A 16,315-nucleotide genomic window follows, 5' to 3' on the forward strand; every position below is an offset into this window, starting at 1 on the left:
AACCCCTCCTAGATCTGGTCCGCGAACGTCGCGAGGCCCGCGTGGCGCGTGGGGACCATGCCCAGCGGCAGCGCGGAGATGAACGCCGAGTCCTGCGCACCGCGCGGGATCCGGAACCGCAGCCGCGCGGAGGGCGCCAGGCGGGCGGTCACGATCGTGGAGACCCGGTTGAGCAGCTTGCGCTCATCCATCACCGTGACCGTGGCCAGCATCCCGACCCGGATCAGTGGCGCTCCCTGCGCCTCCTGGTCCGCGGTGCGCTTGGCGATCGCCAGCGCGGCCTCCTGTGCCGACTTCGCCCGAGGCGACTGTGAGACCGCGATCGAGGCCGCGGTCACGTCGCGCTCGGCGATCTCGGCCGACTTGGTCGGCAGCTCGGTGCGGTAGCAGAGCGTGACGCGCTTGCGAGCGATGTCGCGGTGGGGCTTGAGCAGCTGCTCGAGGACCGTGCCGAAGAAGGCACCCTTGGGCGCCTCGCGCATCTGCCACGTCCTCGACCAAGCGCCCTCGTGCTGGTAGCAGTCGAAGTGGTTCACGGCCGTCAGCGGGCCGACCTCATCCCAGGTCAACTGGGTGCCTCCCGAGAGCTGGGCCTCCTCCACCAGGGGTGCCGCGCCCGGGTTGAACGCCACGTGGGTGGCGTCGGTGATCTGCTGGGCTGTCGCTGCCCGGCACGAGGACCCTGCGCCGGTCTGCACCAGCGTCGAGATCAGCTCGGGCAGCAGGTCGGAGATGATGTCGCGCATCTCCGAGGCCGTGCGGGTGTGGACCTCGCCGGTCTCGTCGTCCTTCTCCTCACCGTCGAAGGTCACCGTGATGCGGGTCATCACCTGCGGCGACCCGGTCGCGCCCAAGCCCTGCAGCTGGGCGGCCATCGCACGCGAAAACGCCGGCACCGCGTCCATGTCCTCGGCCGCGCCGCGGTCGATCGCACGCGCCAGCCGCTGCCCTGAGTCAGGGGCGGATTCCACCGTGACCTGCGCGGCCACGATGTTGCCGGTCTTGTTCAGCTGGCCCTGCCACGCCGCCCACTGCGCGACCTCGTTGTCGAAGGTGTCGGGGTCCTTGCCGGACTTGCCCGAGGGGTGGCAGTTGATCACCACCGAGTACAGGTTCGTCTCGCCCCACGTGAGCAGGCCGAACGGGTTGCCGTGCACGTCACGGTGCTCACTCAGGGTCGTGCGGGCCCCTACCCCAGGGAGTCCGATCGTCATGTCAGGAACCTTTCCGGTCAGACCCTGCGACAGGATCGTGTCGCCGTTCTTCTCCGCGCGACGGAACGCACGCTTCGCAAACCACTTGCTGTAGTGCCCCTGGCCGTCGCGGGTCTTGATCGCCTCGGGCAAGATCGCGCCGAGCGAGACCACCACCCACAGTGCTGCCAAGATCAGCGCCCAGATCCCGAGCTGGAACAACATCCCGGCCACGATCACGCCGACCAGGCCGATCGAGGCCAGCACCAGCGCCCCGGTGGCCAGGAACGACAGGCCCCAAAGGCCAGTCAGCCGCGGCGGACGGAGCCCCGCGTACTGCCGCTGTGAAATCGCCATGACTACGCACCCGCCCTGCGGGCCGCACGGCGGGCCGATAGCGCGGCCACCGTCCACCCGATCGCGCACAACAGCAGCACGACGAAGCCGAGCGCCCACAGCGCGCCAGCGGCATAGCCGTCCGAGTGCGACACCGGGCCCGCCAGCGCCGCCACCGCGGCGAACAGGGCCCAGAGGGTCGCCGCCGCCACCCTCCGCGATCTCGCACGGCGCGAGGCCGAACGACGAGAACTCATGAGTACCTCCGAGATATATCTATGCTTTGTGATGTAGCGAGTTTAGCGCACGTTGCGCAGCGCGGGAAGGATGCGCGCGAGCTAATCGCCCGACGCGTCCTCGCCGGCCTGGCCCGCCTGGCCCGCAAGGTTCTGCACCATCCCCGCACCCATCTGCGACGCCGTCGACGAGCCGCCCGTCCCTGAGCCCTCGGGGGCGGACTGGGCCGACTGTCCCGCTGCGATCGGGGACGCGCCCTGCTGCTGCGCTGCCGGCGCCTCCGGCGGCGCACCCTGCTCGGGCTCCTTCCTCGAGCTCGGGTCCGCGCCGGTCGGGCCGTCGCCGTCCGACGGCGTGGCGTCCTTCGCCCCTGGCGCCTGCCCGCCGCCACCGGCACCGGAGCCGCCCCCCAGTCCCCCGCCGCTTGCTCCCGCGGCCGCCCCCGCCGCGGATCCACCGCCGGTGCCGGCGAGCGCGACCATCGCCGCGCCCGTGGCCAGCATCCCGACCGCCGCGCCGCCGGAGAACGCCGACGAAGAACCCATCGCGGCCGCCGGCGCGACGAACTTGATCAACGTCGGCAGCGCCAGGGCCGCCATCACCATGATCGTCAGGCCGTAGATCGCGTTGTAGATCTGCGCCTGCGTGGTCGCCCCATCGGACATCAGCTTGATCCCGACCGCGTAGATCACTGCCGCCACCGGCTTGTAGAGGACGAAGCCCATGATCAGCATCGCGATGCGCTTCCACCGCAGCCAGCCCTCGTCACTCGCGGTCCCCGCACCGGTCGCCTGGGCGAAGCACAGCAGGGTGATGATCGACGCGCCGCGAACGATCATGAACAGGATCTGCACGATCCCGGCCAGGATCGCGAGCAAGTACACGATCAGCAGGGCACCCGAAGCGTTCGGCGTACCCGTGGCCGAGCCCAGCATCGCGTTCTCGAAGATCGACGCGAAGCCGCCCGAGACGTCCTGCCCCGAGGCCTGCTGCAAGATCCAGGGTGCGAAGGCGTCGCCGAACTGGAGACCCAGCATCGTCACCGCCAGCAGCGGCAGACCCGAAGCCAACGTCGTCACCAGCGCCCGCAGGATGCCGTTGAAGCCCTCCCCCGCCCGGCGGGTGTCGTAGCTGACCTTCAACAGCGTCATGCTCACCGTCATCACGAAGATCACCAGAGCGACCGGACTGATCCACGACTGCACCGAGGTGATCGTGGCCGAGCCCTGCCAGCTCTGACCCGACCCCGTCGCCACCTGTGGATCCGGCACCTTCATCCAGAAGGTCGACACCGTCTCCAACAGATCCCGAGCCCCATTCGCGATCATCTGGAAGAACGCATCCGCAGCCGAGCCAGCCACAGCCTGCGCACCGCTACCGATCGCGTCCGTCACGCAGCCGCCCCACGACAGGGGATTCACCGAGCATCCCATCGCCGATCACGCTCCCGGGCCGAAGTTGGTGAATCCTGCAGGCATGGCCGCCACCGGTCCCGGTGTGCCGGCCATATTCGCGCCGTCGGCCTTCCAGTCCCCACCGCTCCACACCATCGAGCTGGGAACCTCGAGGAGCTTTCCGGCCGACGACATGATCAGGCGGAGGTTGCATCGATCCGCCGTGCAGGCATCAATGCGATAGGCCGCCACGGTGAACGCGGCGCCCGAGCCATTCGTTGTCTGCCCCTCAGCCACGAGCTGATCCCGCTGAGCCCCGGGCGTCATGAGCGCCTGGACGACGCTCGAGTAGTCCGCCGGGCTCGCTGAGCCGATCTCGAACGGAAAGTTGATCGCCGCGAACAGCGCGCCGGTCGGCGTGTGCTGGTAGCACGCCCTCACGCCCTGCTGCGTTCTGGTCGGACCGTACTGCGGCGAGCTTGGCGCAGTGAACGAACCGACCGGATCCCATGTCGCCCTTGGGGGCAGGTTCGGGACCGAGCGGCTGCCCTTGGTTCCGTTGCATCCGAGGTCCGCCCACCCTGTGAGCGCGGGCGTCGTGGTCGACGCCGTGGGCGACGAGGAGAGGGGGGCCGTGGGGTTGCCGGTGGGGGTGGGTGGGGTCGTGGCTCCGGTGGTGTTGTGGTTGGGCAGCAGGAAGATCACCAGCAGGGCGATGCCGACGAGGGTCATGAACAGGGCCGCAGCGGTCCACCAGCCGTTTTTGGAGAAGAACGTGGCGGCTCTGCTGGTCTCGACTTGGACGTCGTTGTTGCTCATCGGATCAGTCCTCCTGATGGCTTCCGAGATGGGGCGTCGGGTGCGGTCGCCGGGCGGGTTAGCCGATGACCGCGAAGGTGGTGAAGATCGCAGCGGCCGCGCCCAGGATGATGGCGCAGACGAGGATGATGACGGAGGCCGTTCCGCCCTCGAAGCGTCCGTGGCGCAGTGCCTCGAACCCGGTCTTGCCGATCGAGATCTGGAAGGCGATGAACAGGCCGAGGGAGACGAGGCCGGTGGTCCAGGCCGAGATGACGTTGAGCTTGTCCATGCCGGGCGGCAGGAGCATCGGGATGAGGTAGGCGGTCGAGCTGATCTGGTTCATGGCTTCCTGGCTTTCTGTGCTGTGTGTTTTGGCGGGGCTAGATGGTGCGGTTGTTGGCTGTTGCTCGGTGGGGCGGTTCGTGGCGGTCGGTGAGCTCGGTGGCCTTCTTGAGGATTCGGCGTACGTCGCGGCCGCGCGCGCCGCGCTCGGCGACCGGCGGGAGTGCGACGTTGTGCCGGAGGTCTTCAGACCACGGGACCGTCCAGCAGTTGGGGAATGCCTTCTCCACCGACTTCAGTCGCCGGGCGAGCTGCTTGGACAGCGGGCCGGGTGCGTCGTGGACGACGACGATGCCCAGGACCGTGATTGGGCCGAGGCCGCGGGCGGCGTACTGCTGAGCGGTGCGCAGCGCGAGGTCCAGGCCGTGCGCGTGGGTGCGGGCCACGAACAGCACGGGGATTTCCACTGAGCGGAGTCCGGCCAGGCCGACGCCACAGTCGGCGGCCTGGGGGCCGAGCTCGGCGGCCAGTGTCGAGGTTCCGGCGCCGCCGTGGAGTCCGACGAGCTGCACGACGGTGCTCGGCGTTCCGGCAGTGCTGGGCCACGAGGACGGCACCGCGAGTGCGGGGTTGAGCGGTACGGGCGCGACCGGCGGGTTCCGCGGTCCGGTCGTGTGACCGAACCCGACCGCCGCGAGCCCTCTCCCCCTCTCCTCGCTGCTCGTGTCCTGTACCTGTGGGCCGCCCTCGAGGGCCGGCCCGGGCAGGAACGGGTTCACGCTTGCAGCCGTCGCCGGCGACACCGCGGCCGCCGAGCCTCCCCGGCCGAACAGGCGCCGCTTGGTCGTCTCGGCGGCGGGTTCTACGGCGATCTGCTCTGCGGCGACGTGGCTTGGGTCGACATGGGTCGTGTCGACATGGTTCGTGGAGATCTCCTCGGTCGGCTCCGGTGCTGGCGCGTGCGAGGCCTGGCGCTGGCGGGCGGCCTCCTTTGCGCGCTCTGCCCACCGTCCGGCGCCGCCGGACGGCGGCGCGGCCGCTTCGTCGGTCGGGCTGGTGGGGGTCTGATCACTCATCAGTCGTTCACTCCTCTGGACATGGGGGTCAGTGGATTCCGGGCGGGAACTCGATCTGGAGCAGGTACCAGGGCTGGCCAGGGCCGGCGTGCTCCATGAAGAGCGCGAAGGGGCCGCGGTCGGTCTGTACGTGCACCAGAGCGGTGGTGGCCGGGTCGTCGGGCGCCTTGGGGTCCAGCCGGTACGGGCCGGTGATCTTCAGGGCCGGGATGTTGGCCGGGTCGGTCCCGGCGTAGGCCTGCTGGCCTGCCGGGGAGAGCAGGGGCTGGAGCTGTGTCCACCAGGTGCCGTAGTCGAGGGTGGGCTGGTCCCAGGTGGTGAAGACGGTCCGTGCTGCGCTGACGGCGTCGGTGGAGGGCGTCGTGCTCGCCGTACTGGTCGAGGAGCTGGTCGAGGTGCCCTGGGAGCTCGTCGCTGGGCTGGTGTGGCCGCAGCCGCCCAGGAGCCCGGCCAGGAGTGCCGTGGCGGCAGCGGTGAGGAGAGGGCGGTGGGTGGTCATGCGGCGCTGCTTCCTGTTCCAGGGGCGGCCCAGGGGGCGGCCCAGCCGAGGTAGGTCTGGTGCCACTTGGTGATGGGCATCGAGGCGGGCACGATCCCGACGCGGCCGGTGGTGGGCAGGTCGGTGGAGGCGATCATGTTGTTACCGAGGTAGACCACGACGTGCCCGGCGGTGTCGCCGGCGTTGGCGCTCTTGAAGTACAGCCAGGCGCCGATCGGCGGGGACTGGCCGTCGGCCGCCGTGGCTGGGTGTGCGGCGCTGGTGGAGACGTAGTGGGCCCATCCGTCGGCTGCGGTGTTGTAGCCCGACATTGCGCGGCCGGAGAGGTTGGCGACGAAGTGCTGACACTTGCGGTACCAGGACCCGTTGACGGTGTGGAAGAACGGGTCGTAGGTCCCGGCCTGCACGAACGCCTGAGCGCGGGCCATCAGCTGGTCGGGCGGGTAGGGGCCGACGTAGGCCACGCCGGAGGTAGTGAAGCTGATCTGGCTCGTGCCGCCGGTGGTGGTGCTCGAGCAGTCGAAGGACGCCGGGTTGGCCAGTTGGGCGGCGGCGGTGCCCTGCAGGGCCGCGTAGAGCCGCAGGCCGGTCTGCCAGTAGGGCTGGTAGTAGTTCGGGTCGGCGTTGGCCTGGACCGCGTGAGCGGCGAGCGTGGGCGACATGCCCTGCCAGCCCGGAACGCGGAGCAGGGCCTTGAAGAAGTTCGCTGCAGCGACCTGCGGGCTCATCCGGTCCGCGGTGGTCCCCCACGCGCCGTTGTTGCGCTGCTGGAAGATCCCGATGGAGTCCCGGTCGCCGTAGTTGATGTTGTGCAGCTTCGATTCCCCGTAGGCCGTCATTAGGCCGATCGCGATGCCTCGCGGAGGTATGTTGAGCGTCTTGCCCGCTCCCACCACCGCCATCGCGTTGCGCACCTGGTCGGCCGCGAAGCCCGGCACCGAGGGCGGCGCGCCCTGTTGGCCCAGGCCCTGCGGGCTCACGGTGGCCGCGACGGGCCCGATGCCCAGCTGGGCCAGCGGATCCGGGCCACCGCCGCAGCAGCCGGCTCCGGTGCCCACTGCCGGCACGACGGCGCCGGACGACGATCCCGCGGCCGCGCCGTCCAGGTTCAGGGTGGTGACGTTGTAGAAGGGGTGGTCGGAGGTGGCACCTGCGGCCAGGTTGCGGTGGCTGACGACTTGGGCCTGGCGCGGGTAGAAGACGTAGTCGATGCCGGACGTGGGGCTGTCGGTGTAGCTGTAGCCGGCGGCCGTCATCTGCGGCACCGCGGCCCACGTCTGGGTCTGTGAGGGGTGGTTGTTGAAGTCCCCACCGACGAGAACCGGGCCGTAGGCGGCGAGCCGGCTGGTCAGGGCGGTCAGGTTGGCCATTCCTTGGCCGTACGAGGCCGCGCGGCCGCCGATGACGGCGCCGTGACCGCCCAGTCCCTGGGGGTTGACCGGCAGGTGTGTGGCTACGACGACGATCCGCGATCCGGTGCCGGTGCGGGACTGGAGCACGACCCAGGTGGCGTAGCGGGAGCGGATGTGGCCGTTCTCCATCTGCTTGGTGATCAGCCGCTCACGGCCGGCACCGACGTTCGTCCACGTGGTGCTGTTCCACATCACGATGTTTTCCATCGCGCTGCCGCCGGCGTCGCCCTGGGGGTCACCGGTGGGGTCGCGCCACCCGTCGTAGCCAGTAACCGCGGTGGTGAGGCTGCGCACCGTGCGGTGGGTCTGCTCGTTGAGCGTGATGAAGTCCGGGTGCGCGGTGACAATCTTGCGGATGCCAGCCGGCCCCTTGCTGGTGTAGCCGCGCTTGCTCGGCAGGTTGGCCTGGACCATCGTGACGGTGCCGCTGGCGGCACCGCCGCCCGCCGCGGCGGGGACGACACCGTTCGCCGTCGACGAGCTGCCGACCGACGCGGTGGTGTGGACGAACGGGTGGTCGGTGAACGAGTGAGCGTTGTCGTTGGTCGACTGGTCGACGACGGTTCCGGAGAAGGTGACGCTAGGGCTGCCGAGGATCCAGTCGATGCCCTTGCTGTTCGGGTTTGCGAAGGTCCATCCCCGCTGATCGTTGGCAGCGAGCGCACGGATCATGGCGTTCTTGAACTGGCTGCGGTCGTTCATGTCGCCGGTCATCACGATGCCGGCCGAGGGGTTCGCGCGCGCCACTGCGGCCAGAGCGCTCGCCTCGTGGCGGATCGCCGTCGCTCGGTTGCCGGCCTGGTTGCCGCCGACGTTCGCGGGGTTGTGGGTGTTGAGCACCCAGACGTCGCCGCTCCCGCTGGTCGAGACGAAGTGCACGAACGGGATGGAGTCGGTCTCGGTGTTGAAGTACGGGATCTTCACGTAGTGCACCGAGGCCACCGACCAGGCCGCCGGTTGGTAGGCGATCGCGTCGTCGAAGCCCACGTGGCGGCCCTTGCGGCTCGACACCAGTGACCAGGTGCCGCCGGCCTGGGCTTTGAATGCGTCGGACTGGGGCTTCTCGAACTCTTGGAACCCGACGATCGAAACTCCGGCGGCGTCGATCGCCTGGATCATGTTCGGCACCCGTACCTGGTAGGAGCGTTCCCCAGGGTGCGGGTTCTTGCCGTAGTGGCTTGCTCCGCGCCAGTTGAGGGTGCCGATCGCGACCTGGCCGGGTCCTGCAGCTGCGGGGGCGGTGTTGTTGCCGCCCAGCAGCCCGCAGGCCAGCGCGGCGTTGACGTCGGACTGGCCGCCGACGATGGGGATCACGAGCAGCACGATGAAGACCAGCGGGAAGCCGATGGCTGCGGCGGCGAGGCCCTTCATCGCTGGCGTCCCGGGGCGGGGGTGAGCGCGTAGAGCCAGGCGTTGGTGCCGCCGCCTGCGGTGACTAGGTACGCCGAGGATCCGACGACGGCCTGGGGTGCGGTCACCTGAGTTGAGGGCGGCGCGGTGTCCGAGGTGCCGCCCAGGCCGCGGGGCCCGGCCGAGAGCACGTTGCTGGCACCGGTGCCGAACGCGATCTGGTCGCCGACCGTGACCGTGGTCCACTCCCCCAGGCCGGTGGTCTTGCCGCTGAGCAGGTTCACCACGGTGTCGCCGTAGATGCCCCAGCGCCCCGCGGGGCCGCTCAGCAGCGGCAGCTGCTGGCCGCTGGTGCCGGTCGACGTCGCCGAGGTCGCCGGCAGCAGGTGCGTGACCCAGGTCCGGGGCCACGGGCCGTTGAGCGTGGTCGGGGCGGCGTAGGCAGCGAGCTTCACGCCGGTGCTGGTGCTCGAGGAGCTCGCGTAGGCCAGCACCAGGCGCTGCCCGGTCCAGCCCGCGACCGTGACCGCACCCTTGCCGGCGGCCTGCAGGGGCTGACCGGCGCCGGATACGGCTCCGGAGGTCGAGACGTAGACCCGGTCATGGGCCGCGGCGATGAGGGAGCCGTTCGGTCCGGGACCCACGGGCTCGGCGCCAGCGGGCATCACCCGGTCGACGAGCTGGCCGCCGACGATGATCTGGGCGATGTTGGACTGGCCGGTGACGACCGGCCCGGTCGCGCTGATGCGCACCTGGGACCCGACGGAGGTGTCGAAGGCCCATTCGCCGGTCTCCTTGCCCGTGGCCGGATCGAGAGCCACGAGGTTGACCGAGGTCGCGACCACGACGGCCTCCTGGCCGTCGACGGTGGTCACGGTGGGCCCACTGGTGAGGGTGGAGCCGAGGTCGGTCGACCACTCCTGGACGCCGGTGGATGCGGTGTAGGCGGTGATGTGGTCGGTTGAGCCGGCGGCGGCGTAGACGCGGGTCGCGTCAGCGCTGACGCCACCGGTGGTGCTTCCGGTCGAGGTACCGACTTGGACAGCCCAGCTCGCCACCGGGGAGTATCCGGCCGGCGCCACGACCGGGAGTTGGCGCGGGCCCGGGACGGTCGGGTCGCTGTGCTGGGGGTGGCCGCGGAAGAACAGCGCATAGACGGCGAGGCAGATCAGCGCCAGAGGGAAGGCGATGATCACCAGCAGCAGCGGGTGAGGCCGGAACTTCTCGGACTGCTCGAGGTCCGGTGTGGGGTACGTGCGCTTCTTGCCCTTCTTGCCCGCCGCCGTCGGTGCGGCGTCGGCCGCGGTCTCGGCGGCACTGACGGGGGTCGGGTCGCTGGTGTCGTGGACCTCGCCGGAGCTGGTGACCACCATCTTGAACACGCCACCGTCGGGTGCCTGACCGGTGACGCGGATCGCTTTCATCGCACCCAGGCGCCGCTCCGCGGTCCGCGCGGCCGCGGTGATGATGGCGTCACGCACCGGCGCCATGTCATCGCTGGTGTGGATGACCTTGTCGTCGACGAGGCCGACGTAGGCGCCGTCGTCGTCCTCGCGGATCTCGGCGCGCAGCATCGGGTACATCGGCACCGCCGCCGGATCGAACCCGTTCTCCCCGTCGATCGCGGTCAGGTCTGCTCGCGACACTTCAACTCAACTCCCCCGAGATCCCGCGCATCAAACGCGGGAAGGCCCTCGCAGGGTAGAGCCGGCGGCCGACACAAGCCGATGTTTCCGCAGCTGAGCGTGCTGCCAGCGTTCCTCCCGAGACCACCGCTTGCACCTTCCTCCCTCTCCTCGATTGCCCCTATCCGTGGGCGTCGCTTCGGTCAGCTCGTCACTCGCGTCGGGATCCCGCACGACGAGGTCGACCCGCCGATGAGCGGGCCGTTGCCCAGCGTCGAGGCGAAGATGAACCAGCCGGTCTTGGAGACCGTCGTGCGCTGGGTGTACGTGCCGTTGCCACTCACCGAGCGGCTGATCGTCTTGAGTAGCTTCCCCGAGTAGCACTTGGCCTTGGTCTTGTCCGTGAACGGGCCGTAGACCCGAGTGGCGAGGCTGTGGGCTTCGGTGCGGTCGAACCCGCTGATCGTGACGTCGGGACCGAACCTTGCGCCGGTCGTCACGCTGGTGACCGTCCCGTGCCGCGCCTGCTTCGTGGTGGTGGCGTGCCGGGCCGGGTAAGCCGCGCCGCACGTCGAGGCCGCGGTGGAGCTCACGTTGGCCTCGACCGCCACGCTCCACACGTAGTAGCCCGACTTCGCCGGGCTCCAGGCCGTCGGCAGCGCGTAGGTGCCGTCGGCCGAGATCGTCGACGTGCCGGTCCATACAGCCGTTCGACCCGAGCAGCTGACGCTGGTCGAGTCGAACGGGCCGTAGATCGCGAAGTCGACCGTGCGGGTGCCGGTGCCTCCCGTGACCGTGTACGTGCCCGCCAGTGGGCGGCCGGTCCAGGTCGACGCCGCGGTGTTGTGCTCAGAGACCGTCTGGGCCGTGACGCCCACGCCGCTCGTCGAGGCGCGGGCGGCGTAGGTCCGCCCGACCAGGGCCAGCGCGGAGGCCGACTTGTTGTACGGCTTGGCCACCAGCAGGTGCGACTCGGGCGTCTTGGCGGCCGCGGTGATCGTGGTGGTCCCGGCCGCCGCGGTGAAGTAGGCCGTGGCCACGCCCGCGGAGTTGGTGGCCACGACCTGAGTGGTCTGGCCCGGGTAGGTGAACCGCACCGGTAGGCCGGCCCAGCTCGACAGCGTCGGAGCGTGGCCAGCCGCGTTGACGATCTTGTAGCGGACCGCGGTCTGGTTGCCGGCAGCGACCGTGGTCGCGGTCAGCGTGGCCCGATAGGGGCCCGCGTGCCCGGTAGCCTGACGGATCAGGGTGCGGGCGTAGCTGCGCACCGTCGAGCCGTGACCGGTGTGGTTGGTTCGCCGGATCGTGTACCTGGCGCCGAGCTTCCACCTGCCGCCCCGTAGCAGTGCGTAGGTCGCGACGTCGACCGCGGCCGCGGTCGAGCGGTCCTTGGTCTTGCCGTACTCGGAGAGGATCCACGCGGCCCGCGACGTCGCGGCCGGGGTGGGTGCCTTCGTGCCGCCGAGGTTCGCGACCTTCACCGGCGCCCGGTAGCGCGACTGAGCCGCGCTCTTGTGGGGCTCGATCCGGTACCCACGGCGCGTGCCGGTCACGTAGCGGCCCACGAACCCGCCGTCGGCGTACTGGGTCTTGGCGATCGCGTAGCCCAGCGCTCGCTTCGAGAGCGCCGTGGCCGAGGCCGGGCCTGCCTCGAGCGCGGCGACCGCGCCGAGGACCAGCATCGTGGCCACCAGGCTGGCCACGAGGCGCGCAGGGCGCCGATGGGACCAACTGGTGAGGCGTGGACCGAGATTCATGAACGTTCTCCCCCTTGTGAGCTGACCAGTCATCGGACCGGACCGGTCGGACCTCCGGAGCCGGGCCCGACAGGGCCACGACCGCCGGAGGAGGTGTGGTGGTGATGTGTCGCCGTGTGCGTGTGCGTGTGCGTGGGCGAGGCCGTGGGAGCCGCGGTGGGAGCGACCGTGGCGGCCGGTGATGCCGGCGGCTGCGGAGCAGACACCGTCACCGTCCCGGAGGCCGCGACACGACCATCGACGACGCTCACGCGCCACCGCGCCTTTCCGGCGCGGAGCCCGTCGACGACGATCACCTGTCCTACTCGCCGGAGCACGACCTTGGTCCGCACCGCATGAGCGGGACCAGCGGGATCGACCGTCACCGTGGCCATGACGGGAAGTCGCGTGGCCGTCACGGTCAGTCGGACGCTGTGCACGCGCCCGGCCGCGCGCACCCGCACGGTCCGGGCCGGCGGTGCCGGCGAGCTGCTCGGCGTCAGCGTTGCGGACGGAGAGGCCAGCTCCGAGCTGGCGGCCGTCGGGGTGACCTTCGGCTCGACGCCGTGGCGGCCCAGCAGGACCGCGAGGCCGCCCGCGGCCAGCACCAGAACGGACACCAGAAGCAGCGCGAGCCGCTTCGTGCCCCTGGAGCTCTTCGAGGTGCTGGCCGTGGACGGCTCCGGCGCGATCACGATCTGTGGCGTCTCAGGCTGTGCCCCGTTGGCGGTGACCGCCTCAGCAGGCGTCGCGGCCGCCGCCGCGAGGCCTGCGGCAGCTACGGGCACGTCGGCGACCTCGCCGTCCGCGCTGAGCACGAACTCGCGCGCCTCGGTCCCGGTCATGCGGACGTGGACCGCTCCCCCGGCGCTCTCGGCCGCGCTCAGCAGCGCCTCGAGGACCTGGTCCTCCAAGCCGCCGGCGTCGGGTGCCGCGAGCTCGTGGGTCTGACCGAGCGTCGTCACCGTGGCAGAGCGCTCGCGCATCACCACAGCGACAACCTGCAGTCCGCTGGTCGCGGGTCCGTGCGTCATTTACCCTCCCGAGTGAGGCGTTACGCGTGTTACCAGTCGCCGTGCGTTGTCCCTCTAACGACCGAGGGCCGTATCTGGAAACGTCACCCTCACATAGTACCCCTTCTATGGAGGTATGTCTAAGAGCCTCGTTCTAACACGGTATTTCTAAGTACCTCTGTTTAAGTTACCCTGACGGTAGTAACTCACACAGCTTGCCTTTCTCGGGGGTGGCGCACATGCAACCAACAGCCAGAACGCGGCATCATGCCCGGGTGACGCGCACAACGATCCCCACCTGGTCAGGCCCAGCACTGCGTGCCGCGATCGACCACAAAGGCTGGACGTTGGCCCAGGCTGCCGCCCGCGTCGACGTGGCCGAAGCGCGCGTCCAGCGCTGGACCTACGGCGCCGTGCCCGACCCAGAGACCTTCGTCCGCCTCGCGCACGTCCTCGACGTCCCCACCACCCAGCTCGCGCCCCTCAGCGCCTCCCCCACGCTCCTCGAGCGCCGCTGGCACGCCGGCCACACCGTGGCCACGCTCGCCGAGCAGCTCGGCCGCAGCGCCGCCTACATCGGCCGACTCCTCCGCGGCGGCGACCCCATCGCCCCCGCGACCCTCCCCCAGTGGGCCCAAGCCCTCGGCATCACCGAGGCGCAAGTGACCCAAGCCTGGGAGAACACCCGCGCGCAGCTGCTCGACTCTTAATCGCTCGCGCGCGGCCGGAGCCGACACGCCCACCACAGCGCAAATGGCATCCGGATTCACGCGCCCCGGGCAGGATTCTCCTTATGGCCCAGGTACATCGCAGCGCGCGTCGCGATGCCGCCATCACCTGGCGGCTCAGTGCAGAGCAGAAGGCAGCCCTGGAGCGCGATGCCAAGGAACTCGGCATCAGCATGCAGACGCTGCTCGACCGCATCGTCCTTGGCGTACACGACGCCAAGGACCTCCGTCCTGGCCCCAGCCCCGACAGAGAGCTCTTCTCAATGACCGGATGACCTGGCGGGGCCGAGATCCCCGAAAAACGCGAAAGACGCCCGTTCGCAGCGGACGTCTTCGCTGAAGCTCTGAAACCTACTCACTCCACGCCAGAGGATGTGATCGAGGTGGCTTCGTGCTACCCAGATTAGCAGCGCGCTCCGACATCGGCACCTCACGCGCCGAAAAGGTCTCCCGTTTTTGCGGCACGCTCCCTGGACCCGCATCGCATGAGTCGGCGAGCGTATGAGCCACCCGGCTCCCTCCACCGAGGTCCTCGCTGCCCGCGAGGCGTGGGCGCGTGTGGGGATGCGTCTGTCGGCTAACGGCCGGATGCGGGTTTCACGCTCGGGTCAGGGTTTCAGCCGGCGCGGTGAGCGCGACGTGACCGTCGAGCTGCCCTCGCAGGTGGCCGCGGTGCTGCTGTACGACGCCCAGGGTTGTGCGCCGGTGTTCGTGGTCGACCTGGACTCGGCCAAGGCCGGCGCCGACGTCGTCGACGCGGACATGGCCGCGATCGAGGCGCTGATGGCCGATTCTGGTCTCCACGCGCGATTCTCAGACCGTGCGGTCTCCGGCGGCCGCCACCTGTACGTGCCGCTGGCCGTCCCGCTCCCCCACCACGACGCACGCCTGGCGGCGATCGCGTTGGAGGAGCTGTTCTCGTCGGTCGACTCGATGCCGATGCGCGGCGCAACGGACGGCTGTATCCGCCCTCCCGGGGCTTGGCACCGTCACGGCGGGCACCAGGTCCTCTCCGGTCCCGTGGAGGCCGCAGAGGCCGCGCTGGATCATCCGAACGACGAGCTGGCCTGGCGCCGCTTCTTCGACGAGCTGCTCAGGCGGCGTCGTGCCGCCCACGCCGCTGGACTCATCGCACCCTCCACGGCCGACGACACCGCCACGGCCGGTGCGCGTGGTGCGCTAAACCCGCTAGCCACGCCCGAACCCGCCCACAACGCTCGGCCTGCTCCTCCATCCCTCTCCTCGTCTGCTGCTTGTGCCGGCGACGTCGCCGGCGTGCTCCAGGGCGACGGTGAGGAGCAGCTCGAGCCGCTGCGCGGCTTCACCGAGCCGGATGCCGACTACCAGCGCATCGCCCGTACGGGCGAGTACGACGAGCAGCGCTACGAGTCCCCCTCCGAGGCCCGTCAGGGCGTCCTGTGGGCCGCGGTGGCCTCGGGCTGGTCCTTCACCGACCTGGTGACCCGCATCGAGAACGGCACCTGGCCAGGCATGGCCAGCTTCTACGCCAAGTACCGCGACACCGACCGCCACCGGGTCCTGAGCCGCGAATGGCGCAAGGCCGTCGACCTCGAAAAACGCCGCCGCGGCGAACGCGAGCAAGCCCGTGTCCGCACAACCACCACTAGCGCTCGTAATACACGCGCGCGGCACCCCGCACAGCCCCCACCCCGAGTCGAGCGCACGCGGGCGCAGGTCGAGCGGTTCGTGCGGGAGTGGCTGGTCGCGGTGGAGCTGCTCCACGGGCCCCGATCGGATCTGACGCTGCGGTCCTTGCTGGTCGCGCTGGCACAGATGGCTGTCCTGTCGGGCACCACCGACATCCAGATCGGGAACCGTGGCCTGGCGATCGCCGCGGCCACGGACAACGGGACGATCAGCCGGCTGCTCCGCACGCTCCTGGACGAGCCCACGGACCGCGCGCTGATCGACCTGGTCAAGGAAGGCCGCGGTGTCCAGGCCCACGTCATCGAGCTACGCATTCCGGACCTGCTCGCCCCGGCCTGCGCAGCGCGACCGTGGCGACGCGGCCGCATCCACGGCATCCGGGCCGCGTTCCGCGAGCTCGGACGGGCCGCAGCCTTCGTCTACGACGCGCTGGGACAACTCGACGCACCCATCGGCGGCCGCGAGCTGGCCGCACAGGCGCGACTCTCCCCCAGCGCGACCTACGAGGCCCTGGAGGTACTCGCCGCGTGGGGGCTGGCCATCAACACCGGACACGGGTGGAGGATCGGTGAGGCGTCCCTGGGCCGTCTGGCCGAAGTGTTCGGCGTCGACGACGCCGTGCGAGCCCAGATCGAGCGCTACCGGGCCGAGCGCCGCGCCTGGTGGGCATGGCTGGTCGCTCGCGGCCGGCTCGACCCAGCCTGGATCGAGCAACGCACCACTCCCCCACCAGAACCGGATCCCCCGCCCCCACGCACGGCATGGGAGGACGACACCAGCTGCGTCGAGCTGCTGATGCGAGAGCTCGGCGCCCAGCTCGACGAACGCGCCGGCTGACGACCCGGCCGGACACGGCCCCCTCCACCGGGGGCGGTGTCACTTACGCGGACATAGCGCATACGGCGTACGAGTGTCGTTGGCCGTGGCCATACGGGCGTGCGGCACTCGTACCCCCGGGAGGGTGG

14 protein-coding genes are annotated in these 16,315 nt (G+C 70.2%); 3 read left to right on the forward strand and 11 right to left on the reverse strand.

The annotated features are described in order from the left end of the window. Nucleotides 1-8 precede the first annotated feature (8 nt). The 11 genes from ACYVAQ_RS22445 to ACYVAQ_RS22495 all read right to left on the reverse strand — a co-directional run bounded on the left by ACYVAQ_RS22445 (nt 9) and on the right by ACYVAQ_RS22495 (nt 12,975). Complete coding sequence (locus ACYVAQ_RS22445; protein WP_460792818.1) at nt 9-1,550, reverse strand: SCO6880 family protein; 1,542 nt, start codon at nt 1,548-1,550, stop codon at nt 9-11. 2 nt (nt 1,551-1,552) lie between these two features. Continuing rightward, complete coding sequence (locus ACYVAQ_RS22450) at nt 1,553-1,786, reverse strand: hypothetical protein (RefSeq protein ID WP_460792819.1); 234 nt, start codon at nt 1,784-1,786, stop codon at nt 1,553-1,555. A gap of 81 nt (nt 1,787-1,867) precedes the next feature. Continuing rightward, a complete protein-coding gene (locus tag ACYVAQ_RS22455) occupies nt 1,868-3,058 on the reverse strand; it encodes a hypothetical protein (RefSeq protein WP_460792820.1) in 1,191 nt (396 codons plus the stop codon). Between the two features lie 147 nt (nt 3,059-3,205). Then, nucleotides 3,206-3,979, reverse strand: coding sequence for a hypothetical protein (locus ACYVAQ_RS22460; RefSeq protein WP_460792821.1), 774 nt, complete (start codon nt 3,977-3,979; stop codon nt 3,206-3,208). 58 nt (nt 3,980-4,037) lie between these two features. Continuing rightward, nucleotides 4,038-4,304 carry a hypothetical protein gene (locus ACYVAQ_RS22465; RefSeq protein ID WP_460792823.1) on the reverse strand — a complete coding sequence of 89 codons (267 nt, stop codon included), beginning with the start codon at nt 4,302-4,304 and terminating at the stop codon, nt 4,038-4,040. A 37-nt stretch (nt 4,305-4,341) separates the two neighbouring features. Further along, complete coding sequence (locus ACYVAQ_RS22470; RefSeq protein WP_460792824.1) at nt 4,342-5,319, reverse strand: DUF6668 family protein; 978 nt, start codon at nt 5,317-5,319, stop codon at nt 4,342-4,344. A 28-nt stretch (nt 5,320-5,347) separates the two neighbouring features. Next, nucleotides 5,348-5,818, reverse strand: a complete 471-nt coding sequence (locus ACYVAQ_RS22475; protein WP_460792825.1) for a hypothetical protein — start codon at nt 5,816-5,818, stop codon at nt 5,348-5,350. After that, nucleotides 5,815-8,601, reverse strand: a complete 2,787-nt coding sequence (locus ACYVAQ_RS22480; RefSeq protein WP_460792826.1) for an endonuclease/exonuclease/phosphatase family protein — start codon at nt 8,599-8,601, stop codon at nt 5,815-5,817. Before ACYVAQ_RS22480 ends, ACYVAQ_RS22475 begins: the two co-directional genes overlap by 4 nt. After that, the gene (locus ACYVAQ_RS22485) at nt 8,598-10,226 is read right to left on the reverse strand and encodes an outer membrane protein assembly factor BamB family protein (RefSeq protein ID WP_460792827.1); all 1,629 of its coding nucleotides are present in this window, start codon (nt 10,224-10,226) and stop codon (nt 8,598-8,600) included. Before ACYVAQ_RS22485 ends, ACYVAQ_RS22480 begins: the two co-directional genes overlap by 4 nt. Before the next feature lie 182 nt (nt 10,227-10,408). Continuing rightward, nucleotides 10,409-11,908 (reverse strand): hypothetical protein, encoded by a 1,500-nt coding sequence (locus tag ACYVAQ_RS22490; RefSeq protein ID WP_460792828.1) that lies wholly within the window; start codon nt 11,906-11,908, stop codon nt 10,409-10,411. A gap of 83 nt (nt 11,909-11,991) precedes the next feature. Beyond that, nucleotides 11,992-12,975: a hypothetical protein gene (locus ACYVAQ_RS22495; RefSeq protein WP_460792829.1), complete on the reverse strand. Its 984-nt coding sequence runs from the start codon at nt 12,973-12,975 to the stop codon at nt 11,992-11,994. 254 nt (nt 12,976-13,229) lie between these two features. Here ACYVAQ_RS22495 and ACYVAQ_RS22500 point away from each other — a divergent pair, with 254 nt between their 5' ends. The 3 genes from ACYVAQ_RS22500 to ACYVAQ_RS22510 all read left to right on the forward strand — a co-directional run bounded on the left by ACYVAQ_RS22500 (nt 13,230) and on the right by ACYVAQ_RS22510 (nt 16,187). Next, nucleotides 13,230-13,664 (forward strand): helix-turn-helix transcriptional regulator, encoded by a 435-nt coding sequence (locus ACYVAQ_RS22500; RefSeq protein WP_460792831.1) that lies wholly within the window; start codon nt 13,230-13,232, stop codon nt 13,662-13,664. An 83-nt stretch (nt 13,665-13,747) separates the two neighbouring features. Then, complete coding sequence (locus tag ACYVAQ_RS22505) at nt 13,748-13,957, forward strand: short coiled-coil protein (protein ID WP_460792832.1); 210 nt, start codon at nt 13,748-13,750, stop codon at nt 13,955-13,957. 364 nt (nt 13,958-14,321) lie between these two features. After that, nucleotides 14,322-16,187, forward strand: a complete 1,866-nt coding sequence (locus ACYVAQ_RS22510) for a hypothetical protein (protein ID WP_460792833.1) — start codon at nt 14,322-14,324, stop codon at nt 16,185-16,187. The last annotated feature ends 128 nt before the right edge of the window (nt 16,188-16,315 follow it).

This window comes from Nocardioides maradonensis, from assembly GCF_054777115.1.

Excerpts from the sequence above, each read along its gene's own strand:
- ACYVAQ_RS22445 (WP_460792818.1), bottom strand. The coding sequence starts at position 1,550 with ATGGCGATTTCACAGCGGCAGTACGCGGGGCTCCGTCCGCCGCGGCTG.
- ACYVAQ_RS22450 (WP_460792819.1), bottom strand. The coding sequence starts at position 1,786 with ATGAGTTCTCGTCGTTCGGCCTCGCGCCGTGCGAGATCGCGGAGGGTG.
- ACYVAQ_RS22460 (WP_460792821.1), bottom strand. The coding sequence starts at position 3,979 with ATGAGCAACAACGACGTCCAAGTCGAGACCAGCAGAGCCGCCACGTTC.
- ACYVAQ_RS22465 (WP_460792823.1), bottom strand. The coding sequence starts at position 4,304 with ATGAACCAGATCAGCTCGACCGCCTACCTCATCCCGATGCTCCTGCCG.
- ACYVAQ_RS22470 (WP_460792824.1), bottom strand. The coding sequence starts at position 5,319 with ATGAGTGATCAGACCCCCACCAGCCCGACCGACGAAGCGGCCGCGCCG.
- ACYVAQ_RS22475 (WP_460792825.1), bottom strand. The coding sequence starts at position 5,818 with ATGACCACCCACCGCCCTCTCCTCACCGCTGCCGCCACGGCACTCCTG.
- ACYVAQ_RS22480 (WP_460792826.1), bottom strand. The coding sequence starts at position 8,601 with ATGAAGGGCCTCGCCGCCGCAGCCATCGGCTTCCCGCTGGTCTTCATC.
- ACYVAQ_RS22495 (WP_460792829.1), bottom strand. The coding sequence starts at position 12,975 with ATGACGCACGGACCCGCGACCAGCGGACTGCAGGTTGTCGCTGTGGTG.
- ACYVAQ_RS22505 (WP_460792832.1), top strand. The coding sequence starts at position 13,748 with ATGGCCCAGGTACATCGCAGCGCGCGTCGCGATGCCGCCATCACCTGG.